Source organism: Bradyrhizobium sp. CIAT3101 (assembly GCF_029714945.1).
Classification (GTDB): Bacteria; Pseudomonadota; Alphaproteobacteria; order Rhizobiales; family Xanthobacteraceae; genus Bradyrhizobium.
The window spans coordinates 8,776,698-8,795,240 of record NZ_CP121634.1 but is presented as its reverse complement, the minus strand read 5'-3'; the positions used below and the strand labels follow the sequence as shown (position 1 = coordinate 8,795,240).

Genomic DNA, 18,543 nt, shown 5'->3' with positions numbered 1-18,543 from the left:
ACCGTAAGGCTGATCTGCCAAATGGCGCTCTTGACCCCAGATGACGTATCAGACCCGAGTGATGACGAACTTCAACAGCAGAAAATAGCCTACGAAGACGAAGGTCTTCGCGATCGCTTCCCCGCCGTTCAGATCATCCAGCGGCGATGCCGGCCCCACTCCGGTCGCGTATCGGAACAGCGGCATGGCCAACAGCACCGGGATCACGATCCCGAAGACGAGAACAAGTAGGGGCAATCCGAGTTGGGATTTCGCGAGCGGCTTCAGCCAGGCGGCCTGTGAAGGAACGAAATCGGTCTGCGGCAATGCGGGCGGCACCGTGCCATCGACGATGAACGCCGCAATATGCGGCCACTGGCTTTCCGCAATCGCCGCACTGTGCGTGCCGTTGGCAAAATCGGTTGGCTGCGTGACGTTGGGGTCCTTTCCCGCCTGCTGGAAGCCGTCGAACCCGGCGCCGCCGAGATCGAGCTTCTTCCAGCGTTCGACACTCTTAGGCAACAGCGCGACAACCCAATCGGCGGCAGCTCGAACGTTGTGGATTTTGGTGACGCGGCGGTCCCGCACCAGGCTGATCCAGTCGTAATCCGGTCTGACAACGCTGCCGGCGAAGAACACGTGCTTGAAGTTTGCCGCCGCATAGTCCTTGAGCGCGCGCGCGGCAAGATAGGTTCCGTTGGAATGGCCAACATAGCTGAACTCGGCCTTGGGAAATTGCGCCCTGCAGCCGACGTACTGATCCATCAGCCATTCAACTTTCTGCCGTCTGATCCACGGCAATATGAACGGCAGCATCGCGAAATACCCGTAACTCGGCGTGCGCGCCCGAATGCTGGGCGCGCTGGTGGCCGCGCGTTCGCGAACGGCTTTGGCGATGTGGTGCGTCCAGAAGCCGTCGTCACGGATGCCGTGCATAATGAACACCGCATCCGTGACGGTTGGATCGACCTGCGGAATGTCATCCGCCAGCAATGAAGGGTCGCTCGCGATTTTATCGAGATTTCGCCGGGGCAGTGTTAGCGAATCAATGAACAGCTGGCGCCGCGCGATGCCGTCGGTCGTACCATCAAAGACCGTTGCACGGTCGTGATTGGTGTTGAGCATTTCAACATAGAAGTAGCGCCGGTCGTGCGACGGCGACGACGGGTCATGGCCGTCGACCGAGATATCAACCAGATCCAACGGCGACGTGAAACTGTCTTGCCGGCCGACCAGCTGAACCACGATCGGGTCCTTGGTGCGGGGTACTGGCGGCTCCAAATCGATCCCGGCCTTCCTCTTAGCCCTGATGTCTGCATGCCATCGGCGGTAGGCCAGCCAGTGCAGGCGGGTCTGCACGATGAAGGGCGCGCCAAGGCGCGCGTCAAAGAGGGTCGGGCGCCAGTCGCCAGGCGACAGATGACCGATCAAGCCGAGCAGATTGAGAATAAAGGACGAGTACCAGTCGGTGCGCCCCGTGACCTGCCAGCCGCGGTTGAACGCGCTGATGGTCACCAAGCGGTCGACCAGTGACGCCCACGGCCGCGACTCTGCCCCTTCGAACGTCGCCCCGCGCCGAAAATGCGGCGGATTGTCCGCGGCGGTCAGAAACAGCCGCCGCGCGAATACGCCGCCGAGGCTGAAGCCGACAATGACGATGCGCTTATATGTTCCATGCTGGGCGACGATGCTATTGATCGCACCCAGGAGATCGATGATTATTTTCTCCGCGCGAACGGACCTCAAGCGGTAGGCGTAGGGCAATTGCGGCGCGTAGACGTCGACACCCTGCCTCGCGAAGGCAAATTGTGTCGCTTCGATCACATATTCCATGGTTTTGGGGCTGCCGCCCCAGCCATGCAGGACAACTGCCAACACCTTGGCTGGGCCGTCATTCCACTTCTGCAAACCCTCGATCGTCACCGCTCGCTCCTCACCAGTTCGCATGACACTCGCGAGCTGCTCAACTATTTCAGCGGTTACCGGTGTTCTAGGGTGCTTCGCAGTAAAGTTTATCGCTTCGCGCGGACCTTGGTCCGCTACGAAAGGTTTGCCCGATAAAGCCTACGGCAATTTCTGGTTGACGCAAGTGAGCACGCACCGACCGCAACCGGCGAACTCGCGGTAGCCCAAAAGGGTCGCCGCCGGTCACCTATCGATAGAATCCTCGTACTAAATTGGTTGTCTGAATTGGCGCGGAAGCTAGTCTAGGGCATGCCGAGGTCGCGATCAACATCAGCTCCAAGGCCCGGCTCCCAGAAGCGACCTGACCCAGCGCAGCGCCCATAAGGCCCGCTATTGCAACGCAAACGGAGGTTCGGCGAACTAAGCAGTCAGCCTATACGGTAGCCAAATCGATGGTATGGCCGGCCTGTCTCACCTTGGCCTCGAGGTAGCGAAGGTTGTGCCGCCCGGCAAGAACCCCGGTGGCTCGAACGGCGGCTACTGCAATTCCCAGTCCCTCGAGTTGGGATCGCTTGTCTGGATTGTTGCTGAGAAGAGTAATCCGCGATAGGCCGAGTGCCCTGAGCATATCGGCGGTCGCCGCATAGTCGCGCTCATCCTCTCCGTGCCCCAGGATGCGGTTGGCGCTGAACGTATCTTGTCCCAATTCCTGGAGTCGATAAGCCTCAAGCTTGCGGTAGAGGCCGATCCCGCGCCCCTCTTGGCGCATATAAAGGAGGTAGGCGATACGTCGCCGTGGCAAGCGCCGATATGATGCTCCTTTCAGTGATTCATTTGCGTTGCGCGCGTGAGTTTTCAGCTATCCATACTGAAGATACTTGCCGGCCAACCGGGCGGTCGCGCGAGTATGGAAGTCGTCAAGCAGTACCTCGCAATCTATTACAGTAGCGGGCCAGAGTGGCCTGCCCCCATGACACGCATCGCCAGTCGTGCGCCGGACCTGGATATCTTCGGACAAAGGCTAATCGACCGGGAGGTGGGGTATTGGACCATCACGCCCGAAGGCCTGAAGGTCCTTGATACGCTTGAGCAGCTAGATCGGAGTGCAGCGCAAGGCCAGACCCAACCGCAAGCCGGGCAGCCGGAGTCTGATGAGCGACCGTCTTTGTCAACTACCCCGCCACGACCGATCGCGCGCCCGAACCGACCACGCCGGAAACGATTGAGCACGCGAAAAGGGCGGGCGTGACGGCGTGTTGCGCGCGGCCTTTGACGATGGCGCTACTCTTCGATAGATCGCGAGAGTTCAATTTGGAGATAAAGCCGTGGCAATGGGTACTGTGAAGTGGTTCAACCTGACCAAGGGATACGGCTTCATCCAGCCGGAAGATGGTAGACCTGACGTCTTCGTTCACATCAGCGCGGTCGAGAGGGCCCGGCTACACCGGTCTCGCGGAGGGGGCGCGCGTTAGTTATGAGCTGAAGACCGGTCGTTTGGGCAAGATGAGCGCCGAAGATCTACGCATTGGCTGATAGCACAACGACCGAGGAACCTGCCTTCGAGGAATATGTTGGGAGAACGCCATGACGAAAGACGTTACGTTCGATCCGATCGGGAAGGCTCGCGAACAGCTCAAGCTGCTCGAACGCGTGCCGGAGCCGGGAGAGGCCTTTCATGTCGCAGCAAAGGCGGCAATGCAACGAGCCGGTGTGCCGGACGAGACGATCGAATTTCTGGATCGCGAAGCGCGCGCTCGCTCTGCTGGAAAGTAGGTGCGCGCGGGGCCGGCCTGCCAGAACGGGAATGATATCTGCGTCATCGCGCCTTAGCTGACCCCAAGCGAGCCATAAGCGGGTGGATCGGGCCGGTCCAGCCTTCGAGGCGACGAGGCGCTGGCCGCCCCTATATGCTACACCGAAGCAATGCTGGGCGGCAGGACATTATTCTCTCTGAGATCGTGAACTGCCGGCTTGACAACCGGCGTCTGCAGCGCCTTTCGACGTCCGGTTGATATTGACAGCCTGCGCCGGCCGCTCTGCCAGGCCGCTCTCAATTGGTAAAACCGCTTTTGTCGGCCGGGTTGCTCGGAGTTCGGGCAACGATAGGGCCAAGGCAAGCCTCATGGGCTTGAGGCTGGTTTCGCCACGTCGGGAGACCGCAAAAAGCGCGGGATCCGCCGAGAAAATCGGTGCATAGGGCACGCCAACGCTTATTTCATACGCTATAGCATGTTTAGCCCGAGCTTCCGAAATGCATCATCCTGCCGGGTGCGGCGCACTCCGGCATATACCCAGCGATTGCTTGCGCGAAACGTCCGGAACGACGGCTGCTGAAATCCTGGACGCAGTACGACCTTGCCGCCGAAACGCGCTTGCACCAGGCCCTGGTCAGTGAGATCGATGCCGCAGAGCCCCATCCGACCCTGCTGTCGCTGCACAAGATCACCTCCGCGCTCGGCGTCCAGGTCGCAGAGCTTGTGCTGCCAACGGGCTCCGTGGTCGCGCAAGGGACGAAGCCGGCCTTGCGTGCACGGGGACGGGTGCCAGGAAAAACCGGGGGCGTCCCCCGAAACCGCCCGCGCGCTAACCGGTCCGGCCAGCTCTTGGTGACGGGCCCGCGCCTTCTATGAGGCTGGTCCTGGATCGGGTTTGACGGTCCGCCTGAGTGAAGTTGGCAGGAATGCGTCGATCTCGGCATCCGAAAAAGTCAGATCTTCCTTGTTCTGCAGCGCATCCTGCGCGCGCCCGTACGCAGTACTGCTTGTGTGGGGTGCAATGCGATAGATCTTGTGGAGCTGGGTCTGCAGATCGTCGCGGCGTTGTCGTAGGTCCGCCAGAGCAATTGTCGGATCGCGGCTGTCGGCCAACAGACTGAGATACGCTTCCCTTATGTTCCAGATGTCCGAGGCGGCTTCCCGGTGTTTCTGCGCGGCTTCTCCGGGATCGATGTCCTTGACGTAACTGTTGAGGACGAGCAGCGAAACCGCGAGCAAGGCCGTCGCGTAGGGGTAGACGACCGAATTCCGGTCGAAGACGACGCCGACCGCGCCGCCCGTCGTCAGCGCGGACAGCACGATTTGTCCGAGCTTGATGTGCCCGAGTCGGGACGCACAGCCCTCGGCCATCTTCTGCTGCGTCTTATGGCTGTATGCGCATCGGCCGTAGCACTCTCGGACCTGGCTCTCGAACGCGTAGCGCTCCGGGTCAGCCGGGATAAAGGGAGCCAAATACGTCTCTCCATTTTTGTCGTCGGGACCATTCGTGATTGTCGTCATTGTACTGGATCGCCTCCGTGGCGCGAAGATATGCACTGCGCGCCTTGCATTCGAACAGGCCCGCGCGGTGGACGTGGGAGCCGCTCCCGGGCGCGCGCCAGGCCGTCTTGTTCTGATCCTGTTTTGCGAGATAGTCGAAGAAATCGCGCGCCATGAAATCATGGTACAGGAACGACTTGTCGCGATACTGGTAGGCTTCGATGAACTGGTAGGCCAGCGTGTCGATCAGCATGCCGCTGATCGGCACCGCGCATTGGCGCGCCCAGATGCGCATCATCCGGGACAGATATTTCAGGTTCCGGTTGGTCAAGGAGTTACGTGTGTTGATCGCGGCAATCTCGGCCCTGGGATTGCAGACCTTCCAGCTGCCGCCGTTGTTGGCATTGGGATAGGTCCAGCTATCGCTGTTGTGGTTCTCGAACGCCGGCAGCACCTCGAAGGTCAGATTGTCGTTGAACGAGATCACGACGACCTGGCCGTCGCCGGAAATCTCCGAGGTCGGATACGTCTTCTGCATCGATCGCTTGACGGCCTGGAGCAGGGCGGATTGTCCGTTGCCCTGATGGCCGTTGTACTGGTGGTAGACCGCATTGGGCAGGATGAAGCCGATGTCGAGATCGCTGAGGCCCTTGGCGGCGGTGTCGCGGCCGTAGGAGCCGACATAGAGGCTGTGCGCGGTGTCGGAATTGGTGCTCCAGAAATCGGTGTTGAGCTGGCGGGTGATGCGCTTGTAGCGATACGAGATCGACGTGATCAGCTCGCTCGTGATCTGGTAGGTGTCCCTGAATTTTTGAAAGTCTTCCCCGACGCCCATGAATGCCCTGTTTCCCTAGGCCCGTTGCCGGTCGATGTGGGGAGGAGGTCTTGTCCAGGCAAGCGCGCACTGCCGCGCCGTCCACAGGTTTGGCCCGCCAGTCGAATCCTTGGCCCGGCCAGCGGCCGGTCCGGGGGGATGGCGCGAGGTGGAGGCGGCGGCTGCCGGGCCGCCGCGACCGCCAGTCCTTCCCTCAAGGTGCGGAGCGGGGAGCGCGAACGCGGGGAGGTGCGATGCAGCTGGGCCGGAAAATGGAGCGAATCGCACCCCTCGTTTGCCGGGTCGCGCGTCGCGCTTCTCGGAGCTTCGTCGTTTTTGAAGGGCTTCCGGGAAAAAGAAAGCGCCAAAGAAGGGTAAGCGGACTCCGATCGGCAATCGGGTGCAGTTCCTAACGATGATGGATCCGGACGTGATCGCGGACATCAAGCAGGTGGGGCTCGATGAGCATCGGGCAGCCTGGGACGTGATGGAGCAGGCCGCGAGGGAGTTTCTAAAGCGGCGCAGGAAGCGGCCTTGAGTCAGCCAAGAGGTATGGGCGAAGCGATCTTGATGACGGCGCGCACCACGTTTGCGACCACTCTTGCTGACCGACCTTCAACCAAAAATCCAAGATCCATCGAGTGCCTGGCGAAAACCGTTATGTTCGCGCTACCGGCGTAGGCAAGTTCATTGTCGGCCAGCGCAGCCTTCGCATGAAAGGTTTCATAGCCTTCTCCGACTCCGATCGTGTAGTCGAACGCTTCGATGCCGAGCGTTGCCAAGGTCGCGGCGTTGTTGAGAACAATGCGCGTCGCATCACCAGGTGTGCGGACGATGATTCTCCTCTTCGGCGCTCTGGTTCGGGCGAAAAGCTCCTGCGCGAACTCAAGTCCCTCCTGATTTAGGAACGGCGTCATGATCGTGAAGGTATCCACGGCCTTGTCTGCGACCGCTCGCAGAGCTTCGTTGGTAGAAACAAGTGAAGCGTAGGCCATCCCAGTCTGCGCAAGGGCCGCGGCGATGGCGCTCGGCGGGGGCGGCATGGTCACGATTGCGGTGGCCGTTTCCCGGAACGCATCGTGGGAGCGCATCGCGGCCGCACCTTCCAAGAAGGAAACGACGGCACGCGGTAGAGGGGTCGGTCCGGTCCTCCATCCGGAATCGGATGGCGTCAGCCAACCGCGTCTGACGAAATCGGCAGCGACGCGAGACAGCGTGGCTCTCGGCATAAATCCCAAGCTGGCGTTGTCGATGGTCCCGGCCGGACGATCGGCGATGGCTGCGGCCAACTGGGCGGCTGCCGCGCAGTCGTCGCCCAGTTCGCTGACCAGCGATCTCGACAGCGAGCTTCCGATCGTCGCGTTCATGGCGTGGCGTCCGCCCGCGTTCGCCGTCGCGCCACCTCATAGTAGCCCGTGAGCGCGCGTCCTTCGGTGTCCCAGCGTGGGAAACCGCGGCCGATGAGCACGGAGCGGGAAAGCAGTTCGTTGCGGGTGAGGCAGGCGGTCTCGGGGATGAGCAGGCAATCGGGGCACGCTCCGCCTCGGTGATTGCACACGCTCTCAGATCCGCAGCGGAGACTCGCAGGATCGACCATCCGGTCCAGCACTTCGTTGCCGTATGCAGGGTCACCCCGATCGCGCCACATCGACGACAGGTTGCCTAGGTCCATCGTCATGCCGCGGCGATAGACTAGGAAGGCAAGGTCAGGGACAAAGATGTGCTCGCCGAACGATCCTAGGTCCAATCCGGACATCGACGCAGAAATTCCCAGCAGATGGTGGGCCATCGTGTGCAGCAGCGTGTAGACATAGGGGTATGCCAGCCGGGGGACGCTGCGTTCGCGGCGATACTCGTCGAGGAAACGCGAAAAGCGAACGTCCTCGTCGTTGGCCATTCGTGCAAACTGCTCGATGAGGCGACCTCCCAGACGGACGCCGGGATCGGCTGCCGGCAACTGGATCTGGTTCGCTTCGAGCCATTCGAGCAGGCAGGCTTCGTTCAGGCGGACGTACAACCCCTCATTGGATTGGATGAGGCAGAGCACGGGATGAAGAGCTCGATCCCCGACCGGGACCTTGTCGAACAAGCGCAGCCGCACAGGCATTTCGGCCAATCCGGCCTTGTCCCTCATGACGACGGGGGTCGAGCTGGTGCGCGTGTAGCCGAAAGTGTATTCGCAGACCCGCACGTCGCGGACGAGCCGCATTTCCTCGATGCCCAGCAGGTCTTTACGGAGGCGCACCTGATCGAGCAGTCGCGCGCGCGCGTCCGCATCGAGATCGTCCGGAAACAGGAAGTCGTCGAGGATCGTCACGTCGACCGAGGCACTCTTGCCGTCAGGCATTTGGCGCCCTTGGAGACGCTCTTCGGTAAGGGTCTTGTGTTCGAGCGCCATGCGGACTGGATCAAACCGCCGGACATAGTCGCCCCGTTCGCGGCAGGCTCTATCGATGCCCTCCACGGCCTCGAACTGTCCGGCGAAGACCGTCTCGTTCCACTCGGCTTCTTGCCGAGCGATCATTTCCCGCTGCGCGGCGATGGCCGCGGGATCGATCTGGGGCATTCGCTCGAGTGTCGCTATGAGGTCTCTCACCCGCCGATACATATCCCATTGTGCAGACTGTCCGGCCGCCTCTAGCAGCGCTTCCTTTTCGGCGTCGTCGAGGTTGGTGGGGGGATAGCCGAATTCGGTAGACAGAAATGCGCTCAGGAGCGTCGTTTGCGCCGATCCCAACAGCTGGATGTACCGCTCCTGATCGAACACAAGGAGCCTGTCGCCGTGGACGTAGTAGGCGGCCGAGGCCCGGTAGGAGACGGGCTCCATATTGATCTCGGCCGGCAGCGCCTGATTTTGGGCAAGTAGAGGGCCGAGCTCTTCGAGTGTCGTCAGGTCCCTCTGTTGCATGGGCCTTGGCAGCTTGCAGTTTACGCACTGGAATTCCCAGTTGCCGAGCCGCCCCGGAGGGCGGTGAAGCAAGAAGCGATCGGAGCCGCACGACGTGCAGCGGTCAAGGTCGCGCACCTCACCGTCATACCACGAGCGGTAGTTCGGTGTGATCGGCTCCACGTTTCCGGACCAGTGAGCGTAGACGACGTCCAGCTGCTGCCAGTCGTTGGCGCAGCTGTCGGCGCCGGAGGGGCATGCATTCCGGAACCGGGCAGCTTCATCGGCGAGCCGCTCGACCCGGTCGCTGTGCCGGTGCAGTTTGCAACGAGTGCAGACGAACGAGAGAGGGAAGGGAACGTACCCAACCCTATCCGGCACCTGGAACGCGAGATCGCCGGAGCGTACTCGAACGGCGTCGTCGCTGATGACGCGTCCGTCGACCGCGAGGTTCAAGGGTACGGCATGCCGGAGGTTCGTGCCTCGCCTGGCCCTCGTTGCCCAAGCCTCGAAATATTCTTGGATCTGCTCGGAGATCATGCGCTGGGTGTTGGGGCGCAGCTCGTCTCCAGCCGTCCTATTGCCGGGGCTCGGTAGCGCAAAGCATGCTCCGGAACCCCCCTCGAACGTAAAGAGGCTGTGTGGTGCGTAGGCGGTCGCAAGCTGTCCACGCGACCTCTGCATCGTATCGGGCTTGCTCATGAGTTTTGTCCGGTGTCTGCACCGCTGTCGAGTTCGCTGTAGGCGCCACGCCTTCCGAGCGCGACGCCGCGGTTACGAATCATGGAGATGGCGTCGGTCAACTGTTCTTCCGTGATCGCCTTGTTGGTCTGCGAACGCCGGCTGCCCTCGATCCGTCCCTGAACGTCCACGTCCCGGAGGCTAGTCATCGGCCTCATAAGGTCGGTGTTGGTGGCCTTCCAGAAATCGTTGAGGCTGCCGGTGTAGTTCTTGCTGTCGAGCACCTGCCGAATGCGCTCAACCTCGGAACGGGCGAGATTGCCGTAATATTCTGGATTGGTAGGCGATCCGATCGGAGCTCCGATGCCGATGGCAGCGCCGACGAAGCGGACGCAGTCGTCGAAGTCCTGACGGGAACGCAGCAGCCTGGCTGCGGCCTCCACCGTGGAGGGAAGCGCCACCGGGCCCTTCTGATCGTCGGGCGCGGGAAGGAAGCGTTCGTTGTGCCTCACGCCGGCGAGCCAAGTCTGCACCATGGAAGGAATGGTCCGCTTGATGGCGCGATCAGCCCATCGTTCGACCGCGGGCGGAGAAATCATCCTCTCAAGAAGTCGATGGAAAGATTCATGGACCTCCACGATGAACCGGTCTCGCCGGGTCTGCGGAATGGGAATCAGCAGCGAAAAGCCGACGTGCGTGCGCCCGACGCGCGACGATGCCTGGATGTACTCGGCGATGTCCGAGGGCATGCCGGCGAAAGCCATCGCGTTAAAGAATTCCACGTCCACGCCGTGCGATATCGCCGATGTGGCCACAATTCCTCGCAGCGCCGTCGAGATGTCGTCGGCCATCGGATCGAACTTCGACTCCGCTTTACGGATGACGCCCTGAATGTCCGCGATGTCCACTCCGCCGGAGATCAGCTCCATGGAGAAGTCGGCGAGGGCGTACTGCTCACCCATGGCGGCATGGACTTCCCGCACCTCGGTTTCCAGCGCCGAGAGGATCTGATCGCCACCTTTCTTGTTGGTGACATACGTGAGCTCGATGCGGTGAAGATCGACGAGTTGCGCCAGCCGGTCGTATCGGCCGTCCTGCGCTGCCGATCGGAGAGCCGCAACTCGCCGCTCCGACCATGGCGCCGTCGAGACGCTGGATATCATCTCTTCGGCCGCCCTGGTTTGCTTGGCCGGGTCGGTCGCGCTCAGATCGCGCTGCCATCTCGTTATCGTTGCCGCATGCGCCGCCAGAACGGACAATGTCGTGACGGTGTGAAGCCGGCCGTTGGTCATGAGGCTCGCATAGACACGGCCCCAAGGAGCAGCCAGCTCCAACCCGCGAGGAGTGATCCCAGAAGCAGCCCTAGCTGCCGCTGCGTCGCCCGCCGGATCGAACGCCGCCATTCGGGTGTAGAAACCTTCGTGAAGGGCCGGACCGGGATGCGGAAACTGGACGACCCTGCGCTGGTAAAGTGCGCGCGTGTGTTTGGCGACGTCGGCCGCCGTTGCCGTCGCGCCCACTACGTGAGGAAGGCGGGGCCGACCCGGCGCGGATGGCACCTCCACCACGCGATTTCCCAACAAGAGCGCCAAGCGCGTCAACCATTGAAATAGCGCCGTCTCGAAGATGCCGCCGAACGTGCCGAGGCTCTCCTCGAGAAGGTGCATCTCGTCTTGGACGATCAGGCTCGGAAACGGATCGAAGAAAACCTCTTCCCCGGACCGGAACGAAGGTGCCACTCGTCTGTAGTCCGCCGGCGTCTCGTTCGCTTGGGGGCTGCCAATCATGTGCAGCAGCCCCAAGGGGCCACCTTGCACGTGCCGGGCCATGCCGAACATGCCGGCGACTTTATCGATGGTGCTGACGTTCTGGCCGAGGAGGGCCAGCTTGTCGATCGTCCCGAGCAGCACCGATGGTGCGGCCCGGTAGATGTCCGTGTCGATCATCAGGAACGGGAGCGGTTCGGCTTGGCCCTGCCGGTCGGTCGTCTCCACATTCCATTCGCACCGGGTGTTGAAGCAGACGATGCCCAGTCGATTGTGCCGCTCCGGATAGAACCGCAAGCCCGTGTCGCGCGCCGAGCTGCAGAATGGACAGCGGGGCAGCTTGTTCCAGGCCGCGTTTGCCGTGACGTATTCCCGGTCCGCCTTTTCCTGTCCGTCGAGGATCGCCTGTTCGTCTCGGGCGCGCGGACTGTCGACGACGGGAATGCACCTCATCTCGTCAGACAAGGTGCCCGATCTCGTTTCGGTCGCATTCGGCGTATTTCCGCTGCCTACCCAGAAGCCAACCTCGAACGGTGCGCCGCCCACCCCTTCGCGACGCCGAACCATCTCCGCCTTCGCCAGCAGCCGGGCGAGGCGCTGCGCCTGCTGCACGGTCAAAAGGCGTAGCGGATAGTGCATCATGGCCGTGACGCCGCGCGCCTTTCCGCGCAGGCGATCGATGAAGAGCGCGAAGACAAGCACGCCGAAGAAAGCCTCGGTCTTGCCGCCGCCGGTGGCCATGTAGAGAAGGCTCGCGGCATCTTCATCGAAGGCAGCATCGAACTCGTCCGCGTATGCAGGAACGCGCGAGGCGAAGGTCGGCACGTGGGCGAGTACGAATGCAAGCTGGAATAGACGCCAACCGGGCCTCTGATCCTGCGAAGAAGGGTTTGCTCTCGCAAAGGTCCGGTTAAGGAGTAGCCAAGCTCGGTACGGAATCGCGGCTTGAGACCCTGCGTCGCTGCGCCAAGCCTGCTGCGATCGAGCGACGAGGCGGATCCCTTTTCTGATCCGATCCGCCTCGCGGCGCCAGGCCTGCAGATCGTCTTCGAACCTCGTCCGTTGCGCAGCCTCGTCCGCTTCCGTCCCCTGCTCGCCCGGTTGAGTGATGGCAGTGGTTCTTGCCACCCGATCGATCCAGCGGTCCATCTCGGCTGAGAGCGCCTCGAGCGAAACGATTTCGGTGTCGGCGGAGGAGAGGGCCTCGTATTGAGTGACAACGTCCGAAATCTCGGTTGCCTTGGTGCGCGGCAACACGAAGCGTGGCATCCAGGTGGTACGAAGCCTACGATGTCCCTCGAAGGTGCCGAGATCTTCGACACCTCCATTGACGCCGATCGCCGGCATCGTCATGAAGCCGGCCAGATGATAACTGCGGCGGAAGCGCTCTAGGCGCATCGGACCCAAGGCGTCGACAGGAATGTCGACCGCGAGAGCAACGCCGAAAAGCCCGGACTCCTGCGCGGAGTCGTTCTCCTGCAGGTTTTCCAGCGCGATCCGCACGGAGAAGGCTCCATCGACCAGCGGGTCTGGCAGGGCCTGAGCGAGTACCTGGATATCGAAATCCGGTAAGAGGTCAGCCTCGGACGTAGGTCGCGCGCGCGCATCGGTAAGGAAGCGCTCCCAGTTCTCCCGCGACCAGAACGCCTCGGATGGAGGATTCAATTTCCGCCAGGCGTTCGCCTTGCCTTCCTCCGTTGCCAGCCAGCTTCGATAGGAAGTCTTGATCGCGGTCTCGAGCACCTGCTTGTACGCCAGCGAAGCGGTGGTCCAAGCCGCCGGGTCGCACGGAAGCGGCAGCGTCAGTGGGGCCAGAGGTACCGCCAATCTGATCCACTTCTGCGGCACGTCGTACCGCTGCGACATTGCGCTCGGAATCCGAAGTCGTTCCGCGCCCGTCGGAGCGAGAGGGTCGGTGGCTCCAGTATCAGGCTGTGCATCGTCGATCTCCGGATTGTCGCCGATCGGGGGAGGGGGAGCCCCGCGAGGCAGCGCGACGCCCATCGCCAAATGGACCTCGCGGGATATCTGCGATCGAATGCGAAAGCGCTCGCTGGAAGACGCACCTTGGGGGATCTCGGCCTTAGCCCTCTGGCGGATTTGATCCCTGATCTGCGTCTTGGCGGCCTGGCTGAATCCGGGCGGCGGTATGAGCCATCCGTTGCGCGCGAAGAGCTCGTCGGTCGTCGGCAGCGCGCGCACATAGCAGCTAAAAACCGGTTGGATGGCGAGAGCGCCCGTGGTGCGCAGCAGAATCCGGAAGTCGAGGCCGTGCGTAGCGATCCGTATGTCGCTGGACTCATCGTCGCCGTTCTCGTCGAGGCGGGGCAGAATGAAACCGCTTGAAAGCTTTCGTGCGGGGCGGTCGCCTACGACGATCCTGCCGAATTCGCCGTCGCCGCTGACGGCTTGACGTGTGCGCTCCAGCACCGCATCGCAGACCGCCTCCTTCAGCTCTTGTCGGTCGTCGGCAGACATGCCGGCCACAGCGGTCGGTTCAGCCATTGTCGCCCTCGAACGCTACCTTGTTGACGTCCTCGACCACGTCGACCGCCTCCATGACCTGCTGCCACAGTCCTTGCATCGACTTCCAGATGCCTGCGGATTCCGGATCCAGCACGAACTGGACGACGCGCTGATTGAACAAATGGCCTTCCTGAGCCCGATACGAACGGGCGGGAAGCACGGCGAACCTCCAGTAGAGCGACGACAGGCTCTCCTCGACGCCGACCGCCTCCATGAAAAGGCGAAATCTAGGCCAATCGCGTGCGGCCCCCGGTGCACGGCTGCCCTCCACTGTCGTCCGGGCGACATCCGCCTTCAGCCAGCGCTTGATGTTATTGATCTCGTCTCCGGTCGACGGGTCAATGGCGTGCATCTTGGCAAGCACGTTGCGCGCCTTGCTGGTCGTAGAATCGCCCGGCGTCTTCGCATAGATGTCCGCGATGTGGCTGTGATACGCCGCAAGCTGCTGTTGGCTCTTTCTCGAACCGGCGATCGCCATACGCAACGGCTCGCGGATGGAGGCGTCCAGCACTAGGATCCGCTGACCGGGTTGAACTTCTCGAGCCTGTATCCGCTCGAAGGGACGGAGCTCACCTGGCGAGAGAAGCAGAATTTCGCCGCCGGGACGATAGTCCAGACGCAGACCGCTCTGCATGGTTAGCTGGATCACCTCGCCGCGATAGGCTTCATCAGCCTGGGTGAGATCCACCTCGCGTTCTTTGATCACGCTGACCACGCTGAACTCAGCTTCGGCATGATCCAGCGACTCGTCCGATCCCCCCCGCTTTAAGGCGGAGACGAGCAGCTTTGCTCGAGGTGCGAAGGACTGGAAGGCGGATATGGACTCGATCGACGACAACTCCGCCGAAAGCAACGCGCTACCGGCGGCGTCGCCGATAAGGTAGCAAGACTTCAGTTGGCTCTTCGTCGTAAGAAGCGCTTGCACAGCTTCCGGCGTCGGGCCCACCACGATCAGGCGCTCCGGAGAGACCACCGCCAAGTGAGTTGCCAGGCTCCGGTGATCGACGACCGTACAGCGATAGCCGACGGCGCGATCGGACGCCATGAACACCTCGGCGACGCGACGGTCGGCGAGCGATACGGTAGTTCTCGACGAGTCCATCTCCGGGTTGGCGAGTAATTCCGCCAACTTAGCGGCCACCGGTGTGTCCTTCTCCCAATCAGCTACCTTAGCCTCGATCTTCTGAACGGCTCCCTTGATATCGCCGGCGAAGACCGGATGCAGGTCGCCGGCGGCGATCAGGTCCGAAAGGACCATTTTGGGGCGAAACAGCGCCCGTAGCGCCGCATCGAATTCGCCGTCTTCGTCGTAGATGATGTCGGCGATGTCCCTGGCGTCCGTCAACCCGAGTGGAAGGGAGGCGCAGCGCCTGACGAAGGCGAGCACGCGAGAAACGGACTCGGCGGCACGCGGCGCTCCTTCGTCCCGCATCCGGCGTCCCAGAGCGACTAGTTCCTTCCGTAGAGGCGCGAGAGAGGCATCCTTGATGTCGGCTTGGAACGAGATCGGAGGCAGCTCGGTCGGCATACCGGGTGCTTCCCCGAGCAACGTCGGGCTTTCCAGGTACAGTCCGATCTGCAGGGCCTTCACCTTCGGCCGTCGCATCTCGGCATGACTCTTTAGCAGCCGGAAGGCCCGCCGATGGATGAACGACTCCTCCGCCAGGACGAGGACCCCAGGCCTCCTGCCTTCGACGCCGTCGAGGGCGGTCAATAGGGCGTCGAGTCTCCGTTCCCAATCGTCCTCGATTTCCGACCGTCCGATGCGCGTCAGGTCGGCGACGATCAGGTCAAGTCCATGCCGGCGGATGCGTTCGGACCCGAGATAGCGCGTCAATCCCTCCGCTGCCTGCACGGGAGGCAGACCTAGCAGCGCGAACGGCGTGCGGGTCGGGTCTCCGATGGCGCCTACGTGCTCGACCAAACCTGCATTCGGTTCGCCCATCGACGTGTACTTTCGCACGCGCCGTAGGACTTGATCGGGAGTCACCTGATATGCGCTGGCGCCCTTTTTCCGGTCAGGAGCGAAGACTGACGTGGTTTCCAGGAGCGTCGGGCTCCGGACTACAATGGATTTGATGCTTGCAACTCGCGCAGCGCTGGGGCGGCTCTTCACCAGATCCTTGAGGCGCATCTCGAGCAAGCAGAGCGACTGGTGCGCAAGCGTACCAGCCTGCCAGTCGCTCTTTTTCGGGTCGTTGTAGGCGGCGAGCGATGCGCGGCCGATGTCGTCCGGGGAAACCAAGATCGAGCGCGCTGCCCGGAGAGCTCCCTCGCGCCAAGGCCAATAGCCGACTGTGGCATGGGCTAGGTGCCCAGATGCGCGCGCCTCCCGGAGGAAAATGCAGGCAGGTACGAAGCCGCCGCCGGGCCTCGAAGGCCATGCGATGATCGCTTTGTCGGCCGCGTCCTTAACGGTCTCGAAAGCGGCCTCGATGAGCGGTCTGCCGGCATCTACTGACATCCAGTTGGCCGGATCGGCGGTCGTGGAGTATCCGACAGGCGTGGCTGTAGAAATGCCAGGTCGCAGCAGCTGCGTGGCCGGGGCGGGTGCGCGAGCGGATTGCAGCAGAACGCGGGCGCGTTCGGCTTGCGCGCGCGACTGTTCCTGCCTAGCGAGCGGGTTAAGGTCCCGGTTGGTGCGCCCGAACCTGTCGTTGTGGTTCCTGGCTTTCATGCTGCCCTACGATTTGATGAAGGGCCCTCTGTCATCGAGTAGGCGAGCTCCACCGCGCTCTCGAAGTCGTTCGTTTTCTTGATGGCGCTTCGCAGATGTTTGGGGACTGGCAGCGGCAGATTGCGCAGTGCAGCGATGGAAACGCTCGATGTGCCGCCCACCCTTCGGAAGCGCTTGTCGACCGCATCAGTGTTCAACAGCCTTACCAGCAGTGAGAGGTTGGCACGGCCATCAGGAACCAACGCGATGGTGTGGTTTTCGCAAACGAACCCCTTATGCTTCTTCAGAACCTTGCGGGGAACGGCGGCGGCCACAAGCCGGCGCGGCTGCCGACTGTTCGTCGTGCGCTGTAGCAGGACGGACGGCTTGCGTATTATCCCGGAGTTCTCCTTTTCGAAGACGACAAAATCCGTGCCTTCGTCGTCTTTGCTGCGCGGCAGACAGGCCTTTCCAGGTTTGATGTTCGTGCCCCAGAACAGCGGGAACGCTTTTCCTACCTTCTTCCCCCGCTGCAGACGCTCGGTCTCGCGATTCCAAACGAAGGATCCGGCTTTCGGTGTCACACCGTAATCCTTGAGGCGACCGAGGCAGGAGTCGAAGCCGGTGCCTGTTCCCGGCAGGATCCAGGGGGCCGCCAGGCCCGCGTCGCTCGTCGTCACGACTCCGTCTTCCGCGAACTTCCAATCCCGGTCGAGGCGCCCAACTTTTGGGGCAAACGGCTTTGTCGCCGAACGCGAGGCTTCCTTGATCCGGAAGATTGAAACGCATGCGTCCTGCTGGACATCGTGGAAGACGTCTTTGCGTTCGAGAACGTCGATACGCAGTACGTCTGCCCGCGTACGGATGTTCTCACGCAGCTTCTCGAACAAGGGACCTGAAATGAAGCTCGACGGCGTCACAGTTGCGACAAGGCCGCCCGGCTTCGCCATCCGGAAAGCAAGGTCCGTGAATAGCGCATAGCGATTGACGTGACCCGGCGCGCAGAAGGCGCGCCATTCCAGAGGGATCTCGTTGCCGAGGCCAAGAATCCGGCCGTAGGGCGGATTCACGAAGACTCCATCATATCTTGCGATCTCGCCAACGATCAGGGAATCCCCAGTGCGAATTAGTCTGCTCTTGCCGCACTGAGACCCAAGCCGATCTTTCACTAGAGCCTCGCCCAAAAGGGCAAGATGGGGATCGATCTCGATGCCGGTGATCCTGGACTTTATGTCCCCGGCGCCGCACCCCAGCTCCGTCATCCGACCTGCCAGGCTGGACACGAACGCGGCGCCGCCGGCGGCGGGGTCGATGATCCGCGCCGTCGTCAGATCGAGGCCGGCCGTCTCCGCCTGACGTATGAGGTGACGGACGATCGCTGGCGGCGTGAAATAGGTTGCCTTCTCCCGCCTAGCGGAGGTGCTCATCAGTAGCGTGTAAAAGGTGCTGATCCAGTAATGACGGTCGTCCACGTCGAGTTTGCTCAACTCGTCGCGCAGAACCGTCGTGGCCCGACCATATCGGATCGACGCCTGTTGTGCGCTGCCCTCCAGAAGCGATAGCGTGAGAGCGAGGCGGGTACGCGCTTGCAGACGGTCAATCGAGGCGAACGCCGTTTCAATTTCTGAAATAGTGGTCCGGATGAGCGCCCGAATCCTCTCGGGCGCCGCGTCTCGCGCCAAAAGATGCGCAACTTCCGCGACCATCATCTCCCCCAGCCGAATCGCATTTTAGCCTCGCCAGCCCTAGACAAGCAAAGGTTTTACACAATTTACGGTGCACCTCTCTGGGGAACCAGATGAATCCTTGAGCTCAACCCAGCAAGCCTGCAGGCGCAATACCTGCAGCTGGATAGGAATGTGTCAATTGGGCGAACGATCAGATCCACGGATCTGATGCCATGTGCGAGAAGATGCGCGGCAGCCGACAAGCCCTTGCATGACGAATTTTCCCTTGGAAGGCGCATAGTCACTGCGGGCAACGCTCACCGAGCAGGTTGTTGATCACTGCATTGTTGGAGGAAACCTCGTCGCGCTATGTCAGAAATGACCCCCCTCGACTCCTTCGTGCTCGCA

General features: G+C 62.0%; 10 protein-coding genes and 1 pseudogene. 2 read left to right on the top strand and 9 right to left on the bottom strand.

All coding sequences use genetic code 11. The features are described from left to right. Positions 1–48: 48 nt before the first annotated feature. Positions 49–1,902, bottom strand: coding sequence for an alpha/beta fold hydrolase (locus QA645_RS40745; RefSeq protein WP_283046616.1), 1,854 nt, complete (start codon positions 1,900–1,902; stop codon positions 49–51). Positions 1,903–2,317: 415 nt separating this feature from the next. Next, on the bottom strand, positions 2,318–2,686 hold the full coding sequence (locus QA645_RS40740; protein WP_283046615.1) for a hypothetical protein: 369 nt from the start codon (positions 2,684–2,686) through the stop codon (positions 2,318–2,320). Between the two features lie 523 nt (positions 2,687–3,209). Between QA645_RS40740 and QA645_RS40735 the strand changes: the two are divergent. Beyond that, positions 3,210–3,417 (top strand): annotated as a pseudogene (locus tag QA645_RS40735) (cold-shock protein). A gap of 51 nt (positions 3,418–3,468) precedes the next feature. Then, on the top strand, positions 3,469–3,657 hold the full coding sequence (locus QA645_RS40730) for a hypothetical protein (RefSeq protein ID WP_283046614.1): 189 nt from the start codon (positions 3,469–3,471) through the stop codon (positions 3,655–3,657). Between the two features lie 851 nt (positions 3,658–4,508). Here QA645_RS40730 and QA645_RS40725 read toward each other — a convergent pair. From QA645_RS40725 to QA645_RS40695, 7 genes are all read right to left on the bottom strand, one after another. Beyond that, positions 4,509–5,111 (bottom strand): SLATT domain-containing protein, encoded by a 603-nt coding sequence (locus QA645_RS40725; RefSeq protein WP_283046612.1) that lies wholly within the window; start codon positions 5,109–5,111, stop codon positions 4,509–4,511. Then, positions 5,089–5,973: a nucleotidyltransferase gene (locus QA645_RS40720; RefSeq protein ID WP_283046611.1), complete on the bottom strand. Its 885-nt coding sequence runs from the start codon at positions 5,971–5,973 to the stop codon at positions 5,089–5,091. The genes QA645_RS40725 and QA645_RS40720 overlap by 23 nt, the downstream gene beginning before the upstream one ends. 518 nt (positions 5,974–6,491) lie before the next feature. Further along, a complete protein-coding gene (locus tag QA645_RS40715) occupies positions 6,492–7,319 on the bottom strand; it encodes a phospholipase D-like domain-containing protein (protein ID WP_283046610.1) in 828 nt (275 codons plus the stop codon). Beyond that, complete coding sequence (locus QA645_RS40710; protein WP_283046609.1) at positions 7,316–9,541, bottom strand: hypothetical protein; 2,226 nt, start codon at positions 9,539–9,541, stop codon at positions 7,316–7,318. Before QA645_RS40710 ends, QA645_RS40715 begins: the two co-directional genes overlap by 4 nt. Then, positions 9,538–13,791: a DEAD/DEAH box helicase family protein gene (locus QA645_RS40705; protein WP_283046608.1), complete on the bottom strand. Its 4,254-nt coding sequence runs from the start codon at positions 13,789–13,791 to the stop codon at positions 9,538–9,540. Before QA645_RS40705 ends, QA645_RS40710 begins: the two co-directional genes overlap by 4 nt. Continuing rightward, a complete protein-coding gene (locus QA645_RS40700) occupies positions 13,784–16,489 on the bottom strand; it encodes a hypothetical protein (protein ID WP_283046607.1) in 2,706 nt (901 codons plus the stop codon). Before QA645_RS40700 ends, QA645_RS40705 begins: the two co-directional genes overlap by 8 nt. Next, positions 16,486–18,177: an N-6 DNA methylase gene (locus QA645_RS40695; protein WP_283046606.1), complete on the bottom strand. Its 1,692-nt coding sequence runs from the start codon at positions 18,175–18,177 to the stop codon at positions 16,486–16,488. The genes QA645_RS40700 and QA645_RS40695 overlap by 4 nt, the downstream gene beginning before the upstream one ends. Positions 18,178–18,543 lie beyond the last annotated feature (366 nt).

What these genes read in the sequence shown, in the direction of transcription:
- QA645_RS40730 (WP_283046614.1), top strand. Translation starts at nt 3,469, where the DNA reads ATGACGAAAGACGTTACGTTCGATCCGATCGGGAAGGCTCGCGAACAG.
- QA645_RS40720 (WP_283046611.1), bottom strand. Translation starts at nt 5,973, where the DNA reads ATGGGCGTCGGGGAAGACTTTCAAAAATTCAGGGACACCTACCAGATC.
- QA645_RS40715 (WP_283046610.1), bottom strand. Translation starts at nt 7,319, where the DNA reads ATGAACGCGACGATCGGAAGCTCGCTGTCGAGATCGCTGGTCAGCGAA.
- QA645_RS40710 (WP_283046609.1), bottom strand. Translation starts at nt 9,541, where the DNA reads ATGAGCAAGCCCGATACGATGCAGAGGTCGCGTGGACAGCTTGCGACC.
- QA645_RS40705 (WP_283046608.1), bottom strand. Translation starts at nt 13,791, where the DNA reads ATGGCTGAACCGACCGCTGTGGCCGGCATGTCTGCCGACGACCGACAA.
- QA645_RS40700 (WP_283046607.1), bottom strand. Translation starts at nt 16,489, where the DNA reads ATGAAAGCCAGGAACCACAACGACAGGTTCGGGCGCACCAACCGGGAC.
- QA645_RS40695 (WP_283046606.1), bottom strand. Translation starts at nt 18,177, where the DNA reads ATGATGGTCGCGGAAGTTGCGCATCTTTTGGCGCGAGACGCGGCGCCC.